Below are 22,436 nucleotides of genomic sequence, written 5' to 3' on the forward strand. Positions count from 1 at the left end.
GTTCCAAAAAAGGGGTAAGTCGAAGCTTGTTTATAAACTGAATTAGAGAATTTACATACTCTTTTTATCTCAAAATAACTTAATTTTTTCATCAGATAACAAAAAGAGCATCGTGCTCTTGGTAAAGATCAGCTACCCTCTAGTGCATGTCGAATTCTAATCGGTACGGGAAGGTGTAAATGCTATTTGGAAAAAAAAAACTATTATCTAGAGTGAAGGAGTTAGAAAAAGAGCTAGCTTCCTTTCAAGAAACGCAAGCGGATCTTAGACAAGAGATGCTGTATTTCTCTATGACTCCAGACGGAATAATAGTCGATGCAAATACACTCTTTTTACAATCCAGTGGTTTTGATAAAACGGAATTAACAGATAAAAACATTAAAGACTTTATTCTTGGCAAGTCTTTAGAAAAAGAACACTGCAAAAAAATGTTATCGGCAATTAGCGAGAAGAAACATTGGCATGGTGCTTTACAGCTTGAAACGAAGCAGGGTAAAGAAGCCTGGTATCGGTCGATTATTCAACCGAAAAAACAAGCAGACAGTGGGCGTGTAATATTAGAAGTTTACTCAGCCGAACTTACACGAACCATCTCTCAGTCTAAAGAAGTCGAAGACATGTTGGCGGCATTGAATCGATCCTCAGCTGTGATTGAGTTTAGCCTAGATGGCATCATACTGAATGCCAACGACAACTTCTTAAAAGGCATGGGTTATTCTAAAAGCCAAATTGTAGGTCAGCATCACAGAATGTTTTGTGAACCGAAAGAAGCGGAATCTCAGGAATATAAACAGTTTTGGCAGCGTTTACGTTCAGGTGAGTTTGTTTCCGATCGATTTAAACGCATTGATAGTCACGGACATGATGTGTGGTTAGAAGCGTCTTATAACCCAATCCATGATGAAACTGGCAAGCTGTACAAAGTGGTTAAGTTCGCGACGGTTATTACTGAGCAAATGAAGCGTGAGCTTGCAATTTCAGAAACCTCTCTGGTTGCTTACGATATCTCTAAAAAAAGCGATCAAGATGCCGTTAATGGCAAAAAAGTCATTGAGTCTACTATTCAAACAATGAATGAATTGTCGATGCAAATGAGCGAGGCAAGCACAGGAATATTTGAACTGAATACTCAATCTATGAAGGTGGCGAAACTGGTTGAAAGTATTCGAGGTATTGCCGATCAAACAAATTTGCTTGCGCTCAATGCTGCGATAGAAGCCGCACGAGCTGGTGAGCAGGGACGAGGTTTCGCGGTGGTTGCTGATGAAGTCAGGCAGCTTGCTTCTAGAACCAGCTCGGCGACAGAAGAAATCATCAGTGTGGTTGGGGACAACAAAAAGCTGACAGAGCAGGCCGTATCACTTATCGAAGAAAGTATGGAGAAGGCTCAAAAAGCCCTCGACCTTTCAACCGAAGCGGGTCATGTGATGAATGACATTCAGACAGGCTCAAGACAAGTGGTTGATGCCGTAAGCCAATTTAACAATAAGTTATAAGCGCTTTTGAAATATAGAAATAACATCAATATCCCCTAAGCTTTTACTCTTAGGGGATTTTTTTATGCTAAAAAAGCAATTGATACTGAGCCTTTAAAACAAGGCCATCTGATCACCTTCCTTTGGCGGAACCGCAAAATGACGACAATCGAGATAGCTTAGGCGGTTGTCATCCAATCCATACTTGCGTCGGGCTCTGTGAAAACGTTGGTTAATTAAATCCGCAAAAATACCTTCCCCCGTCATGCGTTTGCCAAATTGGCTGTTGTAGAGCTTGCCACCGCACATGTCCATAATGCGCTGCAAAACGTGTTCAGCTCTGTCTGGGTAATGCTGGTGGAGCCAGTCGGAAAATAAAGGCGCCACTTCGTGAGGCAAGCGCAACATGATGTAATTGATGGATTGCGCGCCAACCTCCGCGCAAGCGGCGATGATTTCTTCTAGCTCGTTATCGTTGATAAAAGGAATCACCGGTGCGACAAGAACCGAAACCGGAATCCCAGCTTCCCGTAAGGTTTTAATCACTTGTAAACGTGTTTTTCCTGATGCCGTTCTAGGTTCCAAAATACGCTTTAAATCGTTATTGAGCGTCGTCACGCTGATCGCCACATGGATAAGCTTTTTTTCTGCCATTTGCGCGAGCAAATCTAGGTCTCTAAGAATTAGAGTGCTTTTGGTTATTAGCGAGATGGGCTGATTGTGGGCCAAGGCAATTTCTAATAATTGCCGAGTGATTTTGAGTTGTTTCTCAATCGGCTGATAGGCATCAGTATTGATGCCTAATGCAATGGGTTCGCAGCGATACTTTGGGTGTGCCAGTTCTTCTTCAAACAAAAACGCTGCATTGGTTTTGGCAACCAGTTTGGTTTCAAAATCCAACCCTGGCGACAAATCTAAATAAGCATGAGTTGGTCGAGCAAAGCAATACACGCAACCATGCTCGCAGCCTTTATAAGGATTCACCGACATGTGAAAAGGAATGTCAGGAGAGGAATTGCGGCTGATGATGCTTTTGGCGCGTTCATGACGAACTTCTGTTTTGGGCGATGATGTTTCCAGCAAAGCAATCGCTTCGTCGTTTTCATCTACTTCAACCAGCGTAATAGCAAAGCGCCCAGCCATATTATTGGCTGTGCCGCGCCCCTTGATAGGATGATTGAAAGGCGATGGCTCGCCTTTTTGATCGCTGTTATTGGTAAAAGAAGCAGACATAAAACACTCAAAATACTGTATATATAAACAGTATTTTGAGTGTTGAATTTTAATAAAGCAAGTTTTCTTTTGTTGGCTTATTTAGAGCGAGACGTTCCGCTTTTGGCGCATCAAAAAGACGAAGGCGATGCCGCCGACTAGGCCAGTAAGAATGCCGATTGGCATGTCTTCCGGTGGCATGATGATTCTGGAAGCAATGTCAGCCGCGACGAGGAACAGAGCGCCGAATATCGCGGATAGAGGTAAGACTTTGCGGTAATCGCCGCCAACCAATAAACGCACGATATGCGGCACCATCAGGCCGACAAAGCCGATGACACCGGAAAAGGCGACGGCTGCGCCAGTCAGCAGCGCGCAGACAACAATCACAATCAGGCGGAATCGCTCAACCGGAACGCCTAAGGTGCTGGCGCTTTCATCGCCAAGCGTCATGGCATTTAGATAACGGGCGTTGTAAATCAGATAGCCGGAACCTAATAAAAGCGTGACCAGTGGAAACCAAAGCTGTCCCCATTGAGCAAGCCCCAAGCCGCCGAGCATCCAGAAAATCACCGTATGAGATGAGCGGTGATCGCCCATAAAAATGAACAGATTCCCTAAGGCTGTCAGCACAAAGGCTACCGCCACGCCCGCCAGAATCAAACGTCCTGCGCTGTGCGCTGAGGAAAAATTCGCCACCGCTAAGACTAGAAACATCGCCAACAAAGCACCAAGAAAAGCAAACACGGGAACCGTCACCACGCCTAAAATCATGCCTGTATGGAGCAAGGCGATAATCGCCCCTAACGCCGCACCAGAAGATACACCCAATAAATGTGGATCCGCCAAAGGGTTGCGAGTTACGGATTGCAACGCGGCGCCCACAATCGCCAAAGCCGCGCCGACCATAGCAGCGAGTAACGTTCTTGGCAAACGCACCGCCCAGATGATGTTTTCTCGTCCCATCGACCAATTAGGCAGTGTATTGGTGATCGACAGTTTATGACCGATCACGCTCCACACAGTGGATTGGCTAATGGATACGGAACCCACGCCAATTGCCACGCCCATTAATAACAGCAGTAAGATGCTGAGCATGATTAACAAAGCAGGCAAGGGAACACGTCCCATAATGGTGAGCTTTTTGTTGGCAGGCTTCATAACGCGGTTCTAAAAGCCTCGGCTAAGCGTTTGATCGCATTAATATTACGCGGGCCGGGTGTGGCTTCCACGTATTCTAAAACGACAAAATGGTTGTTTTTCACCGCCGGAATGTTTTCAAAAGCAGGGTTGCTGCGCAAGAAATTGATCTTTTGTTCTGCGGTCACATCGCCATAGTTAACGATAATAATAAAGTCTGGTGCACGATCAATGACGGCTTCCCAGCCCATTTGTGTCCAGCTTTTTTGTACGTCATCGACGATGTTTTTGCCGCCTGCGGCTTCGATTAGCGCGGTTGGCATGCCATAGCGACCCGAGGTAAAGGGTTGTTCTTCACCGGAATCGTAAACGAAGACTTTTGGTGCTGTTTTTAATGGCGCTAGATTCGCTTGGAAATTCTCAAGGTCTTGTTGGTAACCTTGTATCAAGGCCTGTGCTTGTTCTTCTTTGCCAAAAATACGACCTAGGTTTAGTAAATCCACATAAAGGTCATCCATGGAAACTTTCGGTTTGTCCATGATGTGAATACAGCTTTCTGTTAACTCATACACCTTGATCCCAAGCGGTGCCAAGGTGTCAGGCGTAACGCCACCTCCAACACGCATACCATAGTTCCAGCCCGCAAAATAAAAGTCCGCGTCAGCACCCAAAAGCACTTCTTTGCTGGGGTATTTTGGCGAAAGTTCAGGTAATTCACCGATGCCATTACGCAATTTTGGATCTAAGGTTTTCCAGCCAGACACGCCAGTAAAACCGACCATATGATCTTGCAGGCCGAGTGCTAACATCATCTCGGTCAAGTTGACGTCGTTTGATACAGCCGCTTTTGGTGCTTGATTGAAGGTAACTTGGCGGTCACAGCTTTGTACGGTGACAGGGTAATCAGAGGCACTCGCTAAGCCTGTGTGTAAAAGACTTAACAATGCGCCACTAACGAGTAATGATGTGTGTTTGATGTTTGTAGTAACACTCGTTGTCATGAATTTATCCTGTTAATCATTGATATAAAAAGAGAATCTTGGGCGTTGTGTAATGGGGTGCTCATCAATGATGGTGTCCACATCAAATACTTGTTTTATGCGTTGTTTGGTAAAGACATCGTTTGGTGGCGAGCAAGCTTGCATTTCGCCATTCTGCATAACCAGTACCCGATCAGCATAAGCAGAGGCTAAGGCGAGATCGTGCAATGACACGATGAGCGTGCAAGGCAGTTTTGCTAATAACGCGAGCACATCGAGTTGGTGGCGAATGTCTAGATGATTGGTTGGCTCATCTAGAATCAATATGTCAGGGCGCTGCGCTAAGGCTCTGGCGATAATTACCCGCTGGCGTTCACCACCAGACAAAGAGTCGAAGGAGCGCTCGGCCAAATGGGCCACATCAAGTAAGGCGAGTGCGTTTTCGACGATTTGAGAATCTTCCTCGGAGCGCCCCCAGACAAGAGACTTTGGCGTCAGTCCGATTTCGACCATTTCAAAAACGCTGAGGCCAAATTCTCCTCCTGTGTCTTGTAAAACGGTGGCGATGCGTTGAGCACATTGGCGTGGCGATAGCGACCAGATGTCTTTACCATCAAGCAAAACTGTGCCATTGCTGGGTTTATTGGTGCGATAAAGGCAGCGTAATAAACTGGTTTTCCCTGATCCATTTGGGCCAACAATGGCAAGAAATTCACCTGGGTGAACCGTCACTGTGACAGGCTTAAGTAATGCTTTGTCTCGATATGGAGACCAAGCCACGTCGTTCAACTGCATACATGCAGGTCGGCAACTAGAAAAAAACGAGTAGGAAGAATCCTCTTGTTGGGTGTCGCTTGGTAGAGTTGAAGGCGCTTCATTAATCAAGGTAAATCGGGTTCCGTAGAGGTGTTTGTTACATGATAACATCGAATGTCGTAAATACAGTCAATCCTTCTCCCTGCTGATGAAAAATAGCGGAGAGAAGGATATATAGACGAGCAGAGACTATACGGAAGGGTGTTTCACGCAACAAGGTTTGCTGGCTGGTGAATTTTCATCTTCTCATGTGGGAATTAAATAATGTGTGCTTGATTAATGGGAATAAACCAATCCAAGGCTTCGATGTCTTTAATCCAGCGCTGAATATTAGGATAGTCGGATAATTGATAAGCGCCACCTTCTTCCGCCACATGGGTATAAGGAAACAAACAAATATCCGCCAGTGTGATGGAATCACCGACTAAGTAAGTTTGCGTGGCTAACGTGTCTTCCATTTGTTTTAACGCGGCGCGGCCTTGCTCAATACGATCTGGCAGCATGTGTTTTTTTAGCTCCGTCATGGCGTTATGAGTCAGCCAAAAACGTGGCGAGGCAATGTTTGGCTCGTGGCTGTATTGCTCCCAAAATAACCATTTATAGACCTTGGCTCTAAGCATGGCATTGTTTGGTAACAAGGCCGATTGGTGTTGTTCTGCAAGATAGAGAATCACCGCATTACTTTCGCTCAAGCACTCCCCATCGTCCAACTCCAGCACTGGAATTTTCCCGTTTGGATTCATCGCCAAAAAAGATTCTGTGTGCGTTTCCCCTTTGGTAATGTCATATTGTTTCAGTGTTACTTTCAGGCCTAAGCAAGCGCATAACAAACGGATTTTATAACCGTTCCCTGAGGGTAAAAAATCGTGCAGAATCATAAGTCTTTCCTTCTTTGTTGATGGTCTGATCATGTGACAAGACTGAAACAGAAAAAAGCCAATTAAATTGAAGGCTGGCATAACGCATTTTGATGAATGATCAAATGAGAGAACGGTATTGGATACGGAACTATTAAAAACCCTAGTGGCTATTGTCGATCACGGTAGTTTTCAGCGTGCCGCTATGCAAACCTTTCGCACGCCATCGGCCATCAGCATGCAGATGAAACGACTGGAAGAACAAGTTGGCACCGAGCTGTTTTGCAAACAAGGTCGAGAGCAAGTGCTCACCGAAGACGGCCAACAGCTGGTGCATTACGCACGGCGAATTTTGCAGCTGCAAGAAAGCGCATTGCAATCCATCAAAGGTCCACAGCAGGGTGTCTTGCTTAATCTTGGTTGTCCGAATGATTATGTGGCGAATTTACTCGTTGTCGTTATGTCTGTCATGGAAGCCATGTTGCCGAATATTCGCTTTCGAATTCGCACGGGGACATCGGTTGAACTAAGAGAATTGATGGACAAAGGCGAAGTGGACTTGGCTTTAGTCACGCGAACACCTGATAGCGACGAAGGCTTAACCTTGTTTCAAGACAAAGGCGTCTGGGTGGCGAAAAAAGGCTTTGACTGGACGACTCTGAACCCTTTGTCATTGGCGCTATACGAACCGAGCTGTAAATTCCATTCCAGCGCCGTTGATGGTTTGCAGAAGAAAGGCACGGATTATCAGCTGTACTGCGTCACGGCTAATCTCACCCTGATTGAAAGCCTGCTGATGGCCGAAAAAGCCATCTCCGCTATCGCCAGCATCAGCGTGAATGACTCACTAGACATCATCGAGAGCGATTTATTGCCCGCCTTGCCTGCCGTACAAATAGCCTTCTCACGCTCTGCCTCCGCACCGGATTGGCTAACGGTTGCGTGGATAGAAGAAGTGATTGAGCGGGTGAGAAAATAAATCTAGAGGCTGTTTAAGTCTCTGTCACCGTATAAAACCGCTCAACATTTTTCGTCACTTGACCCCAATGAGACGCTTTCACTCTGGTTTGATGTTTTTCAAATGCGACTTTGTCGGTGAATTCTTCATACACATCAAAGCGTTGAGGGTTGTCTGAATCTTGGGTCACCGTGAAGGCGATGCAACCCGCTTCTTGATGAGTCAGCGCGATGTGGTTTGGTAGTTCTGCCAATACCGCGTCTAGATCTTCTGTTGGTACTTCAATATGGCCGCTTAGGGTGACTTTTGACATGGTCGTTCGTCCTATGTGATATTCGATAATAGCAGAGTCTTAAAACAAGATTGTCATTTTGATGTTTTGGAAGGTGTTAATGTGTAAAATGTTTAATCATTATCGCTATAACTATTCGCGCAACCATCCATGAGAACTTATGACTTCTGACAATTCGCTATTTCCTAAAAATCCATTATTACTCGACAACCAGTTGTGTTTTGCCCTTTACTCGACGTCTCTTGCGATGACGCAGTTTTATAAAGAGCCGCTTTCAGCGATCGGTCTGACCTATCCGCAATATACGGTGATGTTGATTTTGTGGGAGCAAGATGGCGTGAGCTTGAAGCACATCAGCGATGCGCTTGGGCAAAAATCTGGTGCGCTTACGCCCGTAATCAAGCGTATGGAAGCTGATGGATTAGTGCAGCGTTTACGTGGTGTGGACGATGATCGTAGCTTGAGTATTGCCTTGACTGAAAAAGGCAAAAAGCTGCGTGAACAAGGTTTAGAAGTAAACCGCTGTGTTGCTGAAGCCTGCGGAATCGATATGAATGAAGTGGTCGCTTTACGTGAGCAGCTCGTTGCCCTTAGGAAAAAACTTACAAAATAGGGGTTGCGCAATAATAGTTATTGCAATAACATAAATTCATCGGCTCATTTCAGTGAGCCTTTATTTTTAACTTTATAGTTATCGCGATAATGATTAAGTAAGCAATATTCATCAATAGTGTTATTAAGGAGCAATATTATGAAACCTATTTACAGCGCAACAGCAACATCCACTGGTGGCCGTGACGGTCGTTCTGTTTCATCTGATAATAAATTGGATCTTGCCCTAAGCACGCCAAAAGAACTCGGCGGCGCGGGTGGTGAAGGGACTAACCCAGAGCAGCTATTTGCCGCTGGTTACTCTGCTTGCTTTATCGGCGCATTTAAGCTGGTAGCATCCAAACAAAAAGTGAAACTTCCAAATGATGTCAGCATAACGGCGACTATTGGTATCGGTGAAAACACCAAAGGCGAAGGTTTTACTATCTGCGCAGATCTAGAAGTGGATGTACCTGGCGTAGAAAAAGACGTTGTTGAGCAATTGGTTGAAGCCGCTCACAAAGTTTGCCCATATTCCAATGCAACACGCGGCAACATTGATGTGAACTTCACTATCAAATAAACGCTTTCAATTTGAAGCGTTAGTCTGAGAGTCCCTTTTGCATGAATTTGCAGAAGGGATTTTTTGTTGCGTTTTAATCGTGGGCTTAAGCGACTACACTGGTGCTTGGTACGATAAATTTTCTGATTTAAATAGAGGTGAAACAGCATGACACATCGAAAGCTTGAACAGCATGAGATAGAACAAGCACTTAACCAATTAAATACAGAAGCGTCAGAAAATTGGGCGATAGAAGACGAAAAGCTCAGTAAAACCTTCAAATTTAAAAGCTTTCAGCATGCTTTTGGTTTTATGACGATGTGCGCTATGTACGCGGAAAAGAAGGATCATCACCCAGAATGGTTCAATGTGTACAATAAAGTCAGCATTCAACTGACGTCCCACGATGTGTCAGGTGTGTCTAATAAAGATTTTGATTTAGCGAAGAAAATGGAAGCCTTTGCATCAAAATGTAACGCATAGTACGAATACCGAGGCCATCTAGTTTGGCTTCCAATATCTTTTATTGAGCGATTAATTGGCCATTATGGCCGCTAATAATTGACTAGAAGTAGGCACCAGTCCGACCTTGATCTCGAAAGGTTTGAACACCTTGTTGATGATTTCAGTGGTGTAATTCCCCTTGTCGTTTTCGATTTCGGACAGTGTTTTACGCGATACACCAGTCAGCTTCGTGTACGCATCTTGTCTTAAACCTAGGACACTTACACGTAGCTCCCGCAAGGCCATACCTTGTGTGATTTCATTCATTAATAAGCGTTTAATGATTTGATTGATCGCAATCAGCTGTTCTTCATTTGTCATCGGCTCTAGGCTTTTCGACGCACGCTGACGAATTGGATTACTCGTCGTCGAGCTATCTTCTGGCAAAACCTTGGCTGGTTTTTTAGTCACTTCTACTGGTTTCTTTGCCTTTACCTCCTTCTTGGTTTTCGCCTGCTTTTTAGCTTCTAACTTTTCTTGTTTCTTCTTTTTTAACTCATTCTTTTTCGATTTAGATTTATGTTTCTTCATCGGTTGGGCGCTGTCTAATAGATCTTTCATCTTCATTTTTTTATTTCCGTAGGCTTTCAATAAAGCATAGTTGAATACTATTAATGAAGTGAGGGTACAGAGCTAATATGACAGATAAGTAACAATAATTAACAAAAGCAAAATAATTTAAATTATTTTTTTAGTTTATAGGTACTTACAGCATTGCCACCGAATACTCTGGCCTTGGATAAGTTGTTTTGTGTCAAGTACCGTTCAACGGTATCGAACCACTTAGTGTAAGACGATGCTAAAAGGCTGACTGGCCAGTCGCTGCCCCAGAGGACTCTTTGTTCCCCGAAGACGTCAAAAATAGTATCGATATAAGGAAACAAATCCTTTGCTTGCCAATCATTGCTTGCTTCAGTGACGAGACCAGAAAGCTTGCAGCTGACGTTCGGTAAATCTCGAAATGCACTGAGATCTGAACGCCACTGATGTAATTTATTTTCTTTAATATTGGGTTTCGCTCCATGATTGATTACAACCTTTAGATTACGGTGTTGGTCTATCAGCAGTTTTAAATTTTTTAAATGTTGAGGTTTAACGAGAGCATCGAACACAAGCTGATGTTGGCTTAAGCTTTGTAACGTATTGGAAACGGCAGGGCTGAGCATCCAATCAATGTCTTCAATATCTTGGATCATTGGACGAATGCCCACTAGTTTAGGATGTTTGGATAGCTTTACTATGCTTTTCGGTGCATTGAGATTATCAAAATCAACCCATCCGACGACCCCTTTAATGCTTTCATATTGTTCACTGAGTTGTAATAAAAAGAGGGTTTCTGCTTCTGTGGGGGCAGCTTGAACCAGTATGGTTCCATCGACATTATGCCGGTTTAATAAGGGCGTTAAATCATCTGGTTCGAAGTCTTTATATAGCGTTGTTAACTCAGGCGTTAACCAGCCATAATCGTTCCGCTTTATACGCCAGAAGTGCTGATGAGCATCAATCCGCATGATTTATGACTCCTTTTTTTACGAAGATATTCGCGTAGGGACGAATGTCTGAGGTTTGAATAATAACGAAGGCTTTTTTGGCTCTTTCGTAAAACTCGAATCGCTCAAGCCCAATTGGACGGGTGGTGATGTTGGTTTTTTTTAGAATGATTTGTGTGAAATCTTCCACCGTTGGAGGAATGATCTCAGGATGGTCAACCGTTTCCATGGTAACGAAAGGGTTTTCAACAAAAGTATCGATAGGGAAGAGCGTGAGTATGGCGGATAAGGTTTCAGAGCTGTTTACACCGCTTAGCCTAATGCACTCTCGACCATGGCTGGTGGCTGGAAAATTGGCATCGGTGATGAGTAATTCATCACCGTGTCCCATGGCTCTCATAGCATACAGCAGTTCGGGTGGAATGATACTTGGTATATGATAAAGCATGTTGTTCCTCTTTGTTTTTATTATGGAAAGAGCTTTGTAATAAAACGGTACTTTCACTATTTTATGAATTACATTTTGAAATACTCAGCATGAGATTCTTCCAATGGCAAAATTCTAGGGATCAGTTGGCCAATGTGGTATTTCATAGCTTCTCGGGCGGCATCCACATCTTGTTCTTTGATCGCAGCAAGAATCGCTTGATGTTCTTTCACTGCTTCCGCTGGTCTGCCTTCTTCAGGCAAAATCAGCATACGCGCTCTCACTAAGTGTAGGGAAACGCTGTCTAATACCTGTGAAACACCGTTAAATCCCGTGAAGTTCATCAGTAATGTGTGGAATTCTTCATCCGCTTGATAAAAACCCACGAAGTCTTTGTCTTCCACCAATAACGCTTGCATTCGCACATTGCGAGTCAAGGCAGCTAATTGTTCATCGCTGCGCTCTTGCGTTACTTTTTCAACAGCGGCGACTTCTAACGCTTGCCTTAAAAAGCTTGCCTCGCGTATTTCATCCATGGAAAAACAAGATACTTTGGTCGCTGATTGTGGGATGACATCGACTAAACCTTCCGCTGAAAGTCTTGCTAATGCTTCAGCAACCGGAGAGCGGGAAACACCCAGCTGCTCACAAATTGCGCCTTTTCGAATCACAGTGCCGGGCGGGTATTGCATGGAAAGTATGGCCTCTCGCAATGATTGATATACCCGCTGAGACAGTGAACCGCTCAAGTTCTGGATTTTATTAAGCGATGACTCTGCCATAATTTTATTTCCTTAATACTAACATGTTAGTTGACGATTGAAGTTGTTGGTGCTAGTTTGAATATACAACAACAATAATTAAATGTGAATTTAGAACAGGGGATTGCCCATGATCATTGGGTCCAAACAAACTATTCGTTTACACGCTAATGATAACGTCGTTATCGCCTTAAGTGATCTTGCTGAAGGAAGTAAATTAAACGAATTTGGCGTTACGCTACTTAGCTATGTTCCAAGAGGCCATAAGGTCGCTGTTAAGAATATAGCGAAAGGCGATAATGTTATTCGCTATGGCCAAATCATTGGCCAAGCCACGCAAGCTATTGCAGTGGGAGAACATGTGCATGTTCAAAACATGGGCATGGGCGAGCATCTTCAAGATTATGCGTTTTCTCAAAGCAGCAACTCATTACCTCCAATTTTAATCCCTCGCACTTTTAACGGTTATCACCGTGAAAATGGCAAAGTTGGTACGCGTAACTATCTCGGTATTTTAACCTCGGTCAATTGTGCTGGTTCCGTCGCGCGTTTTATCGAAGAAGCGGCAACTAAAACGGATTTCCTAAAAGAGTATCCGAATATTGATGGCATCGTACCGATTGTTCATAGCACTGGCTGTGGCATGTCGGGTCAAGGCGAAGGTTATCAAACTCTTCATCGCACGCTTACGGGTTACGCCAATAATCCAAATTTTGGTGGTATTTTGTTAGTCGGTCTCGGCTGTGAAGTACTACAAGTGTCTAGCCTTGTGGGCAGCCAAGAACCGAGCGCTGCCTTTCGTTATATGACGATTCAGTCTGAAGGCGGCACGCGAAAAACAATCGAAAAAGGTTTACAGGAACTGCATTTATTAGCTCAAGAAGCAAATAAAGCAACACGAGAACCTGCGCCTGTCTCAGAAATTATGGTCGGTATGCAATGTGGTGGCTCCGATGGCTATTCCGGCATTACGGCAAATCCAGCTTTAGGTTATGCCTCTGATTTATTAGTTCGTCACGGTGGCACGACTATCCTCTCAGAAACCTCTGAAGTGTATGGTGCGGAACATTTATTGACGCGACGTGCTGTGTCTACGGAAGTCGGACAAAAACTGATTGATCGGATTCATTGGTGGGAAGATTACTGCGCCCGCAATGGTGGCGAAATGGACAATAACCCAAGCCCCGGTAATAAAAACGGCGGACTAACAACCATTCTTGAAAAGTCCCTAGGGGCGGTTGCGAAAAGCGGAAGCGCGCCATTAACCGATGTGTATTTATTCGGCGAAGCGATTGATAAAAAAGGTTTCGTGTTTATGGATAGTCCAGGGTTTGATCCTTGTTCCGTCACCGGTCAGGTGGCATCGGGCGCCAACATGATTATTTTTACCACAGGACGGGGTTCGGTTTCTGGTTATAAGCCTACGCCTTGTATTAAGTTGGCTACCAACACCGAGATGTATCGCCGTCTTCAAGAAGACATGGATTTGAATTGTGGGGATATTGTCACGGCTGGCGTATCGATTGAAGAAAAAGGGAAAGAGCTATTTGAACTAATAATTCGAATTGCATCAGGTGAAGAAACAAAAAGTGAAGCGCTGGGTTTTGGTGGGGCAGAATTTGTGCCTTGGCAAATTGGCGCAGTGATGTAGGTCTTTTTTCAATTTAATAAAAACAAATAAAAGGTAGCTGTTGGCAGTGGTGGTGACAACTACTTAAACGGGGAAAAACTTATGAGACTCAAGGGAAAAACAATATTAATAACAGCTGCTGGTCAAGGAATTGGTAGAGCAAGTGCCGAAGCCTGTTTAAAAGAAGGGGCGAATGTCATTGCGACGGATATCAATGCTGAGGCGCTTAAATCTTTGCAGCAAGATTGCCCAGCTATACAAACACATATACTCGATGTTATGGACGCCAATTCGATTAAATCATTCGCAGAGCAGATGCCCAATCTAGATGGTTTGTTTAATTGCGCAGGTTTTGTTCATAACGGCACTGTTCTAGATATTAGTGATGAAGATTGGGAGTTCAGTGTGAACTTGAATGTCACTTCTATGATGCGTATGTGTCGAGCTTTTCTACCTGGCATGATGAAACAAGCTGAAATCACAGGTTCTTCTTCTGTCGTCAATATGGCTTCTATGGCCTCTTCAATCAAAGGCTTCCCAATGCGAACAGCCTATGGCGCGACGAAAGCAGGTGTCATTGGATTATCAAAAGGCATTGCAGCGGATTTTGTAAAGCAAGGAATTCGCTGTAACTCAGTCTGCCCCGGAACTGTTAATACACCTTCTTTGCAAGGCCGTATTGCTTCGGCTGCGGATCCTGTTCAAGCGCAAAAAGATTTTATCGCTCGCCAACCTATGGGGCGCCTAGCTGAGGTAAGTGATATTACACCAATTATTGTGTACTTGTTATCTGATGAAAGTGCGTTTATGACGGGGCAGTCTTTGCTCGTAGATGGTGGTGTGACGATTTAATTACGTCACGTAGATGATATTCGAATCAGCCTACTATTTGTTACGGAGTAAAAACGATGCCGTTATTGGTTGAAATGAGTGGAATTGAAAAACGATTTCCCGGTGTATATTCGCTTCGAGGTGTTAATTTCGACCTTGAAAAAGGTGAAGTACATGCTTTGATGGGCGAGAACGGTGCTGGCAAGTCGACGTTGATGAAAATACTGTCTGGTGTGTATCAAAAAGATAGTGGCACCGTAAAAGTTGATGGCCAACTTGCTGTCTTTGATGGCCCAAAAGCTGCGCAAAATGCGGGTATTGGCATCATTCATCAGGAACTGAGTTTGATGAATGATCTGACCGTTGCTCAAAATGTGTTTATTGGTCGAGAGCCTCGTTCTGCTTGGGGGGTGATTGACGAAAAACGTTTAAATGCTCAGGCAAGTGACATCTTTGAGAAGATGAATTTCGATATTGATCCGATGACTGAAATTGGCAGTTTAACGGTCGCTAAGCAACAGATGGTCGAAATAGCCAAGGCTTTATCTTTTCAATCACGTGTTCTCATTATGGATGAGCCAACAGCGGCTTTGAATGATGCGGAGATTGCAGAGTTGTTTGTCATTATCCGTCGCCTGAAAGCGGAAGGCGTTGGCATCATCTATATCAGTCACAAGATGGATGAAATCAAGCAAATCGCAGATCGCGTTACTGTGCTACGCGATGGCGAATTCATCGGCACAGTCGAGGCTAAAGAGACGCCATTATCTGAAATCATTTCGATGATGGTCGGTCGCGAAGTAAAAGATGAAACGGTTGATATCCCCGATTTGTCTGATCAACCAGAGTTACTTGCCGTGAAAGGCCTGAATCGTGGAAAAGAGATTAGGGATGTTAGTTTTTCTCTCAAGAAAGGTGAAATTTTAGGTTTTGCGGGTTTAATGGGAGCAGGGCGAACCGAAGTAGCTCGTGCTATTTTCGGTGCAGATCCAATCGATTCTGGTGAGGTTTGGGTGAATGGTAAGCACTGCCCAATCGAATCTCCCAGTGATGCCGTTGCTGCAGGTATTGGGTATTTGTCGGAAGACCGTAAACACTTTGGCTTAGCTTTAGGTATGGATGTGCGAGCCAACATCGCTATGGCGGCGTTAAATCGTTTTACTGGTTCTGTAGGAGCACTGAATGAATCGGAAATTAGTTCTGTAGCCAATGGCTATATTAAGCAGTTAGGTATTAGAACCCCGTCTGATACACAGGAAGTCGGCTTTTTGTCTGGTGGTAATCAGCAAAAAGTAGTCATTGCAAAATGGTTACTAAGAGACTGTGACATTTTGATTTTTGATGAACCAACGCGAGGGATTGATGTGGGTGCCAAGTCGGAGATTTATAAATTATTAGAATCTCTCGCCAAGCAAGGTAAAGCGATTATTGTCATTTCTTCGGAGCTACCTGAAGTAATGCGCCTAAGCCATCGAATTGCCGTTATGTGCCAAGGGAAACTTACTGGAATATTGCCCGGTGGAAAAGCAACAAATCAAGAACAAATTATGGCATTAGCCACTCAGTAAAGGCTAACAGGAGAGAAAAATAATGATAACCGAAAGCCAAAAGGCATCACCAAGTTTTATCAGTAAGTTGATAAAAATGTCAGCACATCAGCGAGTGCTCGCTTTTGCGAGTTTGATCGTATTATTGATCGTGTTTTCTATCGCATCCCCGAATTTTATGCAGACGTCGAATATGCTGGCGATTCTGCAAGCGACATCTGTTAATGGTGTTCTAGCAGTGGCAGCCACGTTAGTAATTATCTCCGGTGGTATTGATTTATCCGTCGGAACCTTGATGACATTCACCGCTGTAGTTGCTGGTGTACTGTTAACCAATATGAATTTGCCACTGCCAATAGGTGTGCTTGGTGCCATTCTAGCAGGTGCATTTTGTGGTTTCTGCTCTGGCTCTTTTGTTGCCAAGATGAAGATTCCACCTTTTATTGCCACATTGGGCATGATGCTGATTTTAAAAGGTTTGTCATTAGTTGTAAGCGGTGCGCGTCCTATTTACTTCAATAACACGCCAGGTTTTGACGAAATTTCACGTGGTTCCCTAATTGGTGAAGTCTTACCTTTTCTACCTATTCCAAACGGTGTGTTGATTCTTTTCATTGTTGCTGGTGTGGCGAGTTACGTATTGAGTAAAACCATTCTAGGTCGTTATTGCTTCGGTATTGGTTCTAATGAAGAGGCTGTACGTTTATCTGGTGTGAATACAGACTTTTGGAAAATTGCGATTTATGCGGTAGCGGGTGGTATTTGTGGTATTGCTGGGATTTTAATTTCGTCACGTTTGAACTCGGCTCAACCCGCCCTAGGCCTTGGTTATGAATTGGAAGCGATTGCCGCTGTAGTCATTGGCGGTACATCTTTGTCAGGTGGGCGTGGAACGATAATCGGTACGCTAATCGGTGCACTTATTATGGCGGTATTAACGAACGGCTTACGCGTACTGTCTGTTGCACAAGAATGGCAGACTGTTGTCACCGGTATCATCATTATCTTAGCAGTTTACGCCGATATGATGCGCCGTCAAAAGTCTAAATAAGGCAATGTAAGGTAATAAGAGTTAGAAATAATCGGTGGCATATCGCCACAACAATAAAAAGCAAACCTCGAAAATAACAACATAACGGAGGAACGGACATGTTGTCACGTCGCAAATTAGTAGGTCTTATCAGTGCTGTTACTATTATGGCAGCGTCATCTTTTGTGCAAGCAGATGACCAGCCATATATTCCACTGATTTCAAAAGGGTTTCAGCATCAATTTTGGCAAGCTGTGAAACAAGGTGCCGATCAGGCTGCAAAAGAATTCAACGTACGCGTTACATTTGAAGGGCCTGATACGGAAGCACAAGTGGATCGCCAGATCGACATGTTAGCCGCAGCATTAGCCAATAAACCCGATGCTATTGGCTTTGCTGCTTTAGATAGCCAAGCGGCTATTCCTCTGTTACGTAAAGCACAAAAAGCCGGTATTCCAATTGTTGCGTTCGATAGTGGAGTTGAAAGTGATATACCAGTGACAACCGCAACGACGGATAACTTGGCAGCTTCTGCATTAGCGGCAGACAAAATGGCTGAGTTGATTGGCAATAAAGGACAAGTCGCTGTGGTGGCTCACAGTCAAACAGGGACAACAGGCATTGATCGCCGTGATGGCTTTCTAAAACGCATGAAAGAAGCCCACCCAGATATTGACGTGGTTACCGTTCAATACGGCGATGGTGACCAATTGAAATCGACAGAAGTTGCTCGTGCTATTTTGACTTCTTATCCAAATCTAGCAGGCATGTTTGGCACTAATGAAGGCTCTGCAGTCGGTGTGGTAAATGCGGCCCGTGAGTCTAAAGCTAAAGATCTTGTCATTATCGGCTTTGATTCAGGTACAGCTCAGATGAATGCGATTCGTAGTGGCTTGATGGCAGGCGCTATTACGCAGAATCCAATTGGAATTGGTTATGAAACAGTGAAAGCCGCGGTCCAAACAATTAAAGGGGAAACAGTGCCTAAAATTATTGATACTGGTTTCTACTATTATACCGCTGAAAATATCGATGACCCAAAAATCGCTGCAGTTCTATATAAATAAAAACTCTATGCTGTGGTGAATCTCTTATTCACCACAGCATTTTTACCGATAGGAGAAAACAATGAAATTAGTTCGCTTTGGGCCACTAGGGAAAGAAAAGCCAGGTTTACTTGATGATAATGGTCGAGTTCGAGATTTGTCGTCAGTCATTCCAGATTTATCTGACGAGCATCTAAGCTTAGCAAGCATGAAAAAGCTAAACACCTTAGATATTAATAGCTTGCCTTTGGTCGATGGCGTACCGCAAGAAGATCTGCGTCTCGGGGCTTGTGTGTCCAATGTGGGTAAGTTTATTTGTATTGGCTTGAATTATGCCGATCATGCTGCCGAATCTGGCATGCCTGTTCCTGCAGAACCTGTGATTTTCAATAAATGGACGTCGGCGATTGTTGGGCCAAATGATGATGTGAAAATTCCAAAAGGCTCTGAAAAAACCGATTGGGAAGTGGAATTAGGTATCGTTATTGGCGAAGGCGGCAGTGACATTGCAGAAGCTGATGCCATGAAACACGTTGCGGGTTTTTGTGTGATTAATGATGTGTCAGAGCGTGCTTTCCAGCTTGAAGGAACGGGGACTTGGGACAAAGGAAAAGGCTGCGACACCTTTGGTCCAACAGGCCCATGGTTAGTAACTCCTGATGAAGTTGGTGATTTCAATAACCTTGGTATTTGGTTAGAAGTTGATGGTAAACGTTACCAAAATGGTTCGACTTCGACCATGGTCTTTAAAGTGCCTCACTTAATTGCTTATTGCAGCCGATATATGAGTTTGCAACCAGGCGATATTATTTCAACAGGTACGCCACCAGGCGTTGGTTTGGGTTTCAATCCGCCAATTTATCTAAAAGGCGGTGAGGAAATGAAGCTTGGCATTGATAAGCTTGGCGTGCAATGTCAAAGAGTGGTTAAAGCGTAAGTAAAAACGCCAATATTCATAGGGCAATTCAGCTCCTTGTGAGCCCTTTGGTTGCAAGGAGTTGTGATTTAGTGAGTAAGTAATGAAAACAAGAATAATAAACAGTAGTGGTTCTTCGATTTCAGAAATAGGGTTTGGCTGTGCTGGTGCGGGTAATTTGTTTCGTCCCGTTTCTTATAAAAGTATCAATGATGCTGTTCGTAAGGCTAGAGAATTAGGCATTGAATATTTTGATACGGCTCCTCACTATGGGGCGGGCCTTTCAGAGCGTCGTTTAGGTTTGGCTCTAGGCGAAATGCCACACCAAGATATTTTTCTATCCACCAAGGTGGGAAGGTTGCTGCACCCAGACTGCAAAGTAGATCAAAAAGAAGCCGACGGCTTTGTTGGCGCTAGCCCATTTGATCGTGAATATGATTATACCTACGATGGCGTTATGCGATCCTTGGAGGACTCTCTTCAGCGCCTTGGGGTTAGTCATATTGATATGTTGTTGATGCATGATATTGGTGAACTGAGCCATAAAGATCAGCATGCCATGTATTTTAAACAAGCCATTGATGGTGGTTTTAAAGCCATGATGGAATTACGAGATCAAGGTGTAGTCCGCAATATTGGTCTAGGTGTGAACGAATGGCAAATATGCGATCAAGCTATGAACTACGGCCAGTTTGATTGTTTTATGGTAGCTAATTGTTTTACCTTATTAAACAACGATATTACGCAAAATTTTACCGACAAATGTAACTCAAATAATGTTTCTCTAATTGCTGCAGCGCCTTTTAATTCAGGCATTTTAGCCAAAGGCTCTAAAGACTTAGGCCATTACTTTTATGGCGATGCCCCTAAAGATATTGTCGACAAAGTCATCGCTATAGAGTCTATCTGCGAGCAGTATAATGTCTCGTTACAGGCGGCTGCGATTCAATACGCATTGCGATACGATTGCGTTAAGTCGGTGTTAATTGGCATGACCAGTGAAGAGCGTGTTGTACAAAATATCGCTTGGTACGAAGAATCCATCCCAGAGGAGTTTTGGCAGGCGTTATCTCCAGTTATCTACTCGTTATAACGTCCTCCATCCTGTTTTAGGACGCTTTACTCGCATTTTCCTTTTATTGTGACTTCTTTTAAAAGCACTTTGAAAGGAAATATCTCCATGAAACGATTTACGTGTTTTGTTTTATTGGTCATCAGTTGGGCGGCGAATGCTTCTGCGTATTCGGTGGGTTTTGATCAGGTTCAGTTATACACGGACAGCGATAGGCCGTTAAAAGCCAGTGTTTGGTATCCATCCCAGACGACCTTTCCCACTGATAAAATTGCGGAAAACGTAGCGTTTTTTGGAAGCAGTGTGGAACGTGTAGGAACGCCAATGCTGGGGCAATTTCCTCTGGTAGTGATTTCTCACGGTTATCGTGGCAATTGGCGTAATCAGAGTTGGCTCGCGACAAAATTGGCACAAGACGGTTATGTTGTGGCGTCGCTTGATCACCCTGGAACCACGTCGTTTAATCATTCTGCGCAAGCGGCAGCTCAGTGGTGGCGGCGTGCAGGTGACTTATCCCGTTTGTTGGATTGGTTGTTAAACGAGTCTTACCTATTGCCAAATATCGATGCGAACGACGTCACGGCTATTGGGCATTCATTAGGTGGCTGGACGGTGATGTTGCTTGCTGGTGCGCAATTTGATCGTGAGCAGCTAAAACAAGAATGTGCTTTTCAAGATAGTCCTCGAGTGTGCGGCTTGACGCCTGAATTGGGCTTGGATAAACCACAAGTTGGTGAGCCTTCTGGCAGCTTAAAGGATGATCGAATCAAGCGTGTGGTGTCGTTGGATTTAGGTTTGGCGAGAAGCTTGTCACGTCAGAGTTTGCAGGATTTAACCTCTCCGACCTTAATTCTTGCCGCCGATGTCGATATTGGTGATTTACCTCAAGCGGAAGAGTCTGGTTTTCTCGCGCAATATATTCCTCAAAATAACCGTGAATACATAGTCTACCAAGATGCGGCGCACTTTAGCTTTATGCAGCTTTGTAAACCCGGCGCCATTGAGTTGATCGAAGAGGAAAATCCAGGTGATGGCATTGTTTGCAAAGACGGTAATGACAGGTCACGAGATGAACTTCATCAGGCAATGTATCAAGACATCATTCGATTTATCCAGGCTTCTTAACTCTTCATATTCGCGCGCCGAAAGGCGCTCGGCGTTTGTTGCGTCACCCTAGAAAACTCTCGATGGAAGTTAGACTTCGTTTGAAAGCCAGAATCCATATAAATCTGGGTGATGGCCTTGTTGGTTGTGAGCAGCAGTGTTTTGGCTCGTTCAATACGATATTCGTTTACTACTTGTGAAATGTTGCGACCGTAAACTTGGTTGATGGCGGCAGAGATTTGACGGGCTGGAATACAGGCTTTTCTGGCGAGTCTATCGAGCGTGAGGTCTGGGTCGAGAAACACTTCCTTCGTGCTAAGCAGCACGTCTATTTTGTGCACTATGTCCTTTACTTCATCGTCGGTTAACGGATGCTGAGGTTTGTCTTTTGATTGTTCTGCAGATGTTGTTTCCTCACTCTGATCAGATGCTTCGCTAACGTGGGGTGCAATACTAAGGTTCATCATAATGACGCTGATAGCCAAAACAGGCAGTAATACTGCGTGACCAATAGACAAGATGATCAGTGCATGTTCGCCAGCAAAAAAAGAAAAATCGACCGCCAAAGCACCATCAATCATGGCAGACATTAACAGCATGGCGCCTGCGCTACGTTCGGCTTTTAGAGCGCTGTCGATATCGGATAAACGTACTTGTTCAGGAAGGTTTGATGTCTTAAAAGATGATCGAATGAGTGCGATACCGTAACCCACGTACAGCAGCGTTAACATTGGGTCCAAGGGTGGCCGCCAGAACGGATAAGTAAAAGACGCCAAGGTGACAAAAATTGGCGGTAAGAAATGCCAGATTCTTAGTTTATAGCGTTGGTGAGCGCTCGAAAAACAGTACCAAGCAGTAACAGGAATACAAGAGGCCAGGATAGGTTGGATCAGACGAAATAGTGAATAATCAAAACTCCAACGCAAACCAACGACGGTCGTTGTTAGCGCACACAAAGCAATAAAAACAAACGCTGATGGTGTGGTTTCTTCGCGACGAAAAAACAAGACGCCAGCCAAGATAGCTAACAGCAAGGCAACCACAAAAGGTAAGGGAATAGCGATCATCTTGGCTCCATTTTTTATCACTCAGATCTTTATTATGTCCTAGATCCTTATCAAGAACGTCCTTAAACCTGATTTAGGACGCGAATCTTTCTTTCGCAACGTACTTTTAAGCCTTCAATAACTCTTTG

Annotated in this window: 24 protein-coding genes; 13 read left to right on the forward strand and 11 right to left on the reverse strand. The window is 44.2% G+C overall.

All coding sequences use genetic code 11. From position 1 onward, the window contains the following. Positions 1-179 precede the first annotated feature (179 nt). On the forward strand, positions 180-1,496 hold the full coding sequence (locus tag C1X04_RS18730; protein ID WP_137168980.1) for a PAS domain-containing methyl-accepting chemotaxis protein: 1,317 nt from the start codon (positions 180-182) through the stop codon (positions 1,494-1,496). Between the two features lie 93 nt (positions 1,497-1,589). On the opposite strand, the gene C1X04_RS01365 is transcribed toward C1X04_RS18730, so the two are convergent. The 5 genes from C1X04_RS01365 to C1X04_RS01385 form a co-directional block, all read right to left on the reverse strand. After that, the gene (locus C1X04_RS01365; RefSeq protein WP_137168981.1) at positions 1,590-2,708 is read right to left on the reverse strand and encodes a PA0069 family radical SAM protein; all 1,119 of its coding nucleotides are present in this window, start codon (positions 2,706-2,708) and stop codon (positions 1,590-1,592) included. Positions 2,709-2,789: 81 nt separating this feature from the next. Further along, positions 2,790-3,818 (reverse strand): iron ABC transporter permease, encoded by a 1,029-nt coding sequence (locus C1X04_RS01370; RefSeq protein ID WP_254682305.1) that lies wholly within the window; start codon positions 3,816-3,818, stop codon positions 2,790-2,792. A gap of 26 nt (positions 3,819-3,844) precedes the next feature. Next, complete coding sequence (locus C1X04_RS01375; protein ID WP_110574689.1) at positions 3,845-4,828, reverse strand: ABC transporter substrate-binding protein; 984 nt, start codon at positions 4,826-4,828, stop codon at positions 3,845-3,847. 12 nt (positions 4,829-4,840) lie between these two features. Continuing rightward, positions 4,841-5,602, reverse strand: coding sequence for an ABC transporter ATP-binding protein (locus C1X04_RS01380; RefSeq protein WP_254682306.1), 762 nt, complete (start codon positions 5,600-5,602; stop codon positions 4,841-4,843). A gap of 278 nt (positions 5,603-5,880) precedes the next feature. Then, complete coding sequence (locus C1X04_RS01385; RefSeq protein ID WP_137168983.1) at positions 5,881-6,501, reverse strand: glutathione S-transferase family protein; 621 nt, start codon at positions 6,499-6,501, stop codon at positions 5,881-5,883. A gap of 118 nt (positions 6,502-6,619) precedes the next feature. Here C1X04_RS01385 and C1X04_RS01390 point away from each other — a divergent pair, with 118 nt between their 5' ends. Further along, positions 6,620-7,459 carry a LysR family transcriptional regulator gene (locus tag C1X04_RS01390; protein WP_137168984.1) on the forward strand — a complete coding sequence of 280 codons (840 nt, stop codon included), beginning with the start codon at positions 6,620-6,622 and terminating at the stop codon, positions 7,457-7,459. A 13-nt stretch (positions 7,460-7,472) separates the two neighbouring features. On the opposite strand, the gene C1X04_RS01395 is transcribed toward C1X04_RS01390, so the two are convergent. Continuing rightward, complete coding sequence (locus tag C1X04_RS01395; RefSeq protein WP_137168985.1) at positions 7,473-7,751, reverse strand: putative quinol monooxygenase; 279 nt, start codon at positions 7,749-7,751, stop codon at positions 7,473-7,475. A 139-nt stretch (positions 7,752-7,890) separates the two neighbouring features. Here C1X04_RS01395 and C1X04_RS01400 point away from each other — a divergent pair, with 139 nt between their 5' ends. From C1X04_RS01400 to C1X04_RS01410, 3 genes are all read left to right on the forward strand, one after another. Further along, complete coding sequence (locus C1X04_RS01400) at positions 7,891-8,343, forward strand: MarR family winged helix-turn-helix transcriptional regulator (RefSeq protein ID WP_110574699.1); 453 nt, start codon at positions 7,891-7,893, stop codon at positions 8,341-8,343. A gap of 138 nt (positions 8,344-8,481) precedes the next feature. After that, positions 8,482-8,904 (forward strand): organic hydroperoxide resistance protein, encoded by a 423-nt coding sequence (locus C1X04_RS01405; RefSeq protein WP_110574701.1) that lies wholly within the window; start codon positions 8,482-8,484, stop codon positions 8,902-8,904. A gap of 147 nt (positions 8,905-9,051) precedes the next feature. Next, positions 9,052-9,366 (forward strand): 4a-hydroxytetrahydrobiopterin dehydratase, encoded by a 315-nt coding sequence (locus tag C1X04_RS01410; protein ID WP_137168986.1) that lies wholly within the window; start codon positions 9,052-9,054, stop codon positions 9,364-9,366. Between the two features lie 51 nt (positions 9,367-9,417). Here the strand turns inward: C1X04_RS01410 and C1X04_RS18605 are convergent, their stop codons facing one another. The 4 genes from C1X04_RS18605 to C1X04_RS01430 all read right to left on the reverse strand — a co-directional run bounded on the left by C1X04_RS18605 (position 9,418) and on the right by C1X04_RS01430 (position 12,086). Continuing rightward, positions 9,418-9,954 carry a helix-turn-helix transcriptional regulator gene (locus tag C1X04_RS18605; RefSeq protein WP_137168987.1) on the reverse strand — a complete coding sequence of 179 codons (537 nt, stop codon included), beginning with the start codon at positions 9,952-9,954 and terminating at the stop codon, positions 9,418-9,420. 116 nt (positions 9,955-10,070) lie between these two features. Then, positions 10,071-10,898, reverse strand: coding sequence for an amidohydrolase (locus C1X04_RS01420; RefSeq protein WP_175404874.1), 828 nt, complete (start codon positions 10,896-10,898; stop codon positions 10,071-10,073). Continuing rightward, positions 10,888-11,325, reverse strand: coding sequence for an RbsD/FucU family protein (locus C1X04_RS01425; RefSeq protein WP_137168989.1), 438 nt, complete (start codon positions 11,323-11,325; stop codon positions 10,888-10,890). Before C1X04_RS01425 ends, C1X04_RS01420 begins: the two co-directional genes overlap by 11 nt. A 68-nt stretch (positions 11,326-11,393) precedes the next feature. Beyond that, complete coding sequence (locus C1X04_RS01430) at positions 11,394-12,086, reverse strand: GntR family transcriptional regulator (RefSeq protein WP_137168990.1); 693 nt, start codon at positions 12,084-12,086, stop codon at positions 11,394-11,396. Between the two features lie 109 nt (positions 12,087-12,195). Here C1X04_RS01430 and C1X04_RS01435 point away from each other — a divergent pair, with 109 nt between their 5' ends. From C1X04_RS01435 to C1X04_RS01470, 8 genes are all read left to right on the forward strand, one after another. Further along, positions 12,196-13,716, forward strand: coding sequence for a UxaA family hydrolase (locus C1X04_RS01435; protein WP_137168991.1), 1,521 nt, complete (start codon positions 12,196-12,198; stop codon positions 13,714-13,716). A gap of 81 nt (positions 13,717-13,797) precedes the next feature. Further along, positions 13,798-14,547: an SDR family oxidoreductase gene (locus tag C1X04_RS01440; protein WP_137168992.1), complete on the forward strand. Its 750-nt coding sequence runs from the start codon at positions 13,798-13,800 to the stop codon at positions 14,545-14,547. 56 nt (positions 14,548-14,603) lie between these two features. After that, positions 14,604-16,094, forward strand: a complete 1,491-nt coding sequence (locus C1X04_RS01445) for a sugar ABC transporter ATP-binding protein (RefSeq protein WP_137168993.1) — start codon at positions 14,604-14,606, stop codon at positions 16,092-16,094. A gap of 22 nt (positions 16,095-16,116) precedes the next feature. Continuing rightward, positions 16,117-17,124, forward strand: coding sequence for an ABC transporter permease (locus tag C1X04_RS01450; RefSeq protein ID WP_137168994.1), 1,008 nt, complete (start codon positions 16,117-16,119; stop codon positions 17,122-17,124). A 98-nt stretch (positions 17,125-17,222) separates the two neighbouring features. Then, the gene (locus C1X04_RS01455; protein WP_137168995.1) at positions 17,223-18,170 is read left to right on the forward strand and encodes an ABC transporter substrate-binding protein; all 948 of its coding nucleotides are present in this window, start codon (positions 17,223-17,225) and stop codon (positions 18,168-18,170) included. Between the two features lie 61 nt (positions 18,171-18,231). Next, positions 18,232-19,086: a fumarylacetoacetate hydrolase family protein gene (locus tag C1X04_RS01460; RefSeq protein WP_137168996.1), complete on the forward strand. Its 855-nt coding sequence runs from the start codon at positions 18,232-18,234 to the stop codon at positions 19,084-19,086. 82 nt (positions 19,087-19,168) lie between these two features. Continuing rightward, positions 19,169-20,158 carry an aldo/keto reductase gene (locus C1X04_RS01465; protein WP_254682307.1) on the forward strand — a complete coding sequence of 330 codons (990 nt, stop codon included), beginning with the start codon at positions 19,169-19,171 and terminating at the stop codon, positions 20,156-20,158. Positions 20,159-20,245: 87 nt separating this feature from the next. Then, positions 20,246-21,262 (forward strand): alpha/beta fold hydrolase, encoded by a 1,017-nt coding sequence (locus C1X04_RS01470; RefSeq protein WP_137168997.1) that lies wholly within the window; start codon positions 20,246-20,248, stop codon positions 21,260-21,262. Here C1X04_RS01470 and C1X04_RS01475 read toward each other — a convergent pair. Then, a complete protein-coding gene (locus tag C1X04_RS01475; protein WP_137168998.1) occupies positions 21,259-22,308 on the reverse strand; it encodes an AraC family transcriptional regulator in 1,050 nt (349 codons plus the stop codon). The two genes, C1X04_RS01470 and C1X04_RS01475, sit on opposite strands and share 4 nt — an antisense overlap. Between the last annotated feature and the right edge of the window lie 128 nt (positions 22,309-22,436).

The sequence above is a fragment of the Marinomonas sp. FW-1 genome (assembly GCF_005222245.1).
In the GTDB taxonomy this organism is placed as follows: Bacteria; Pseudomonadota; Gammaproteobacteria; order Pseudomonadales; family Marinomonadaceae; genus Marinomonas; species Marinomonas alcarazii.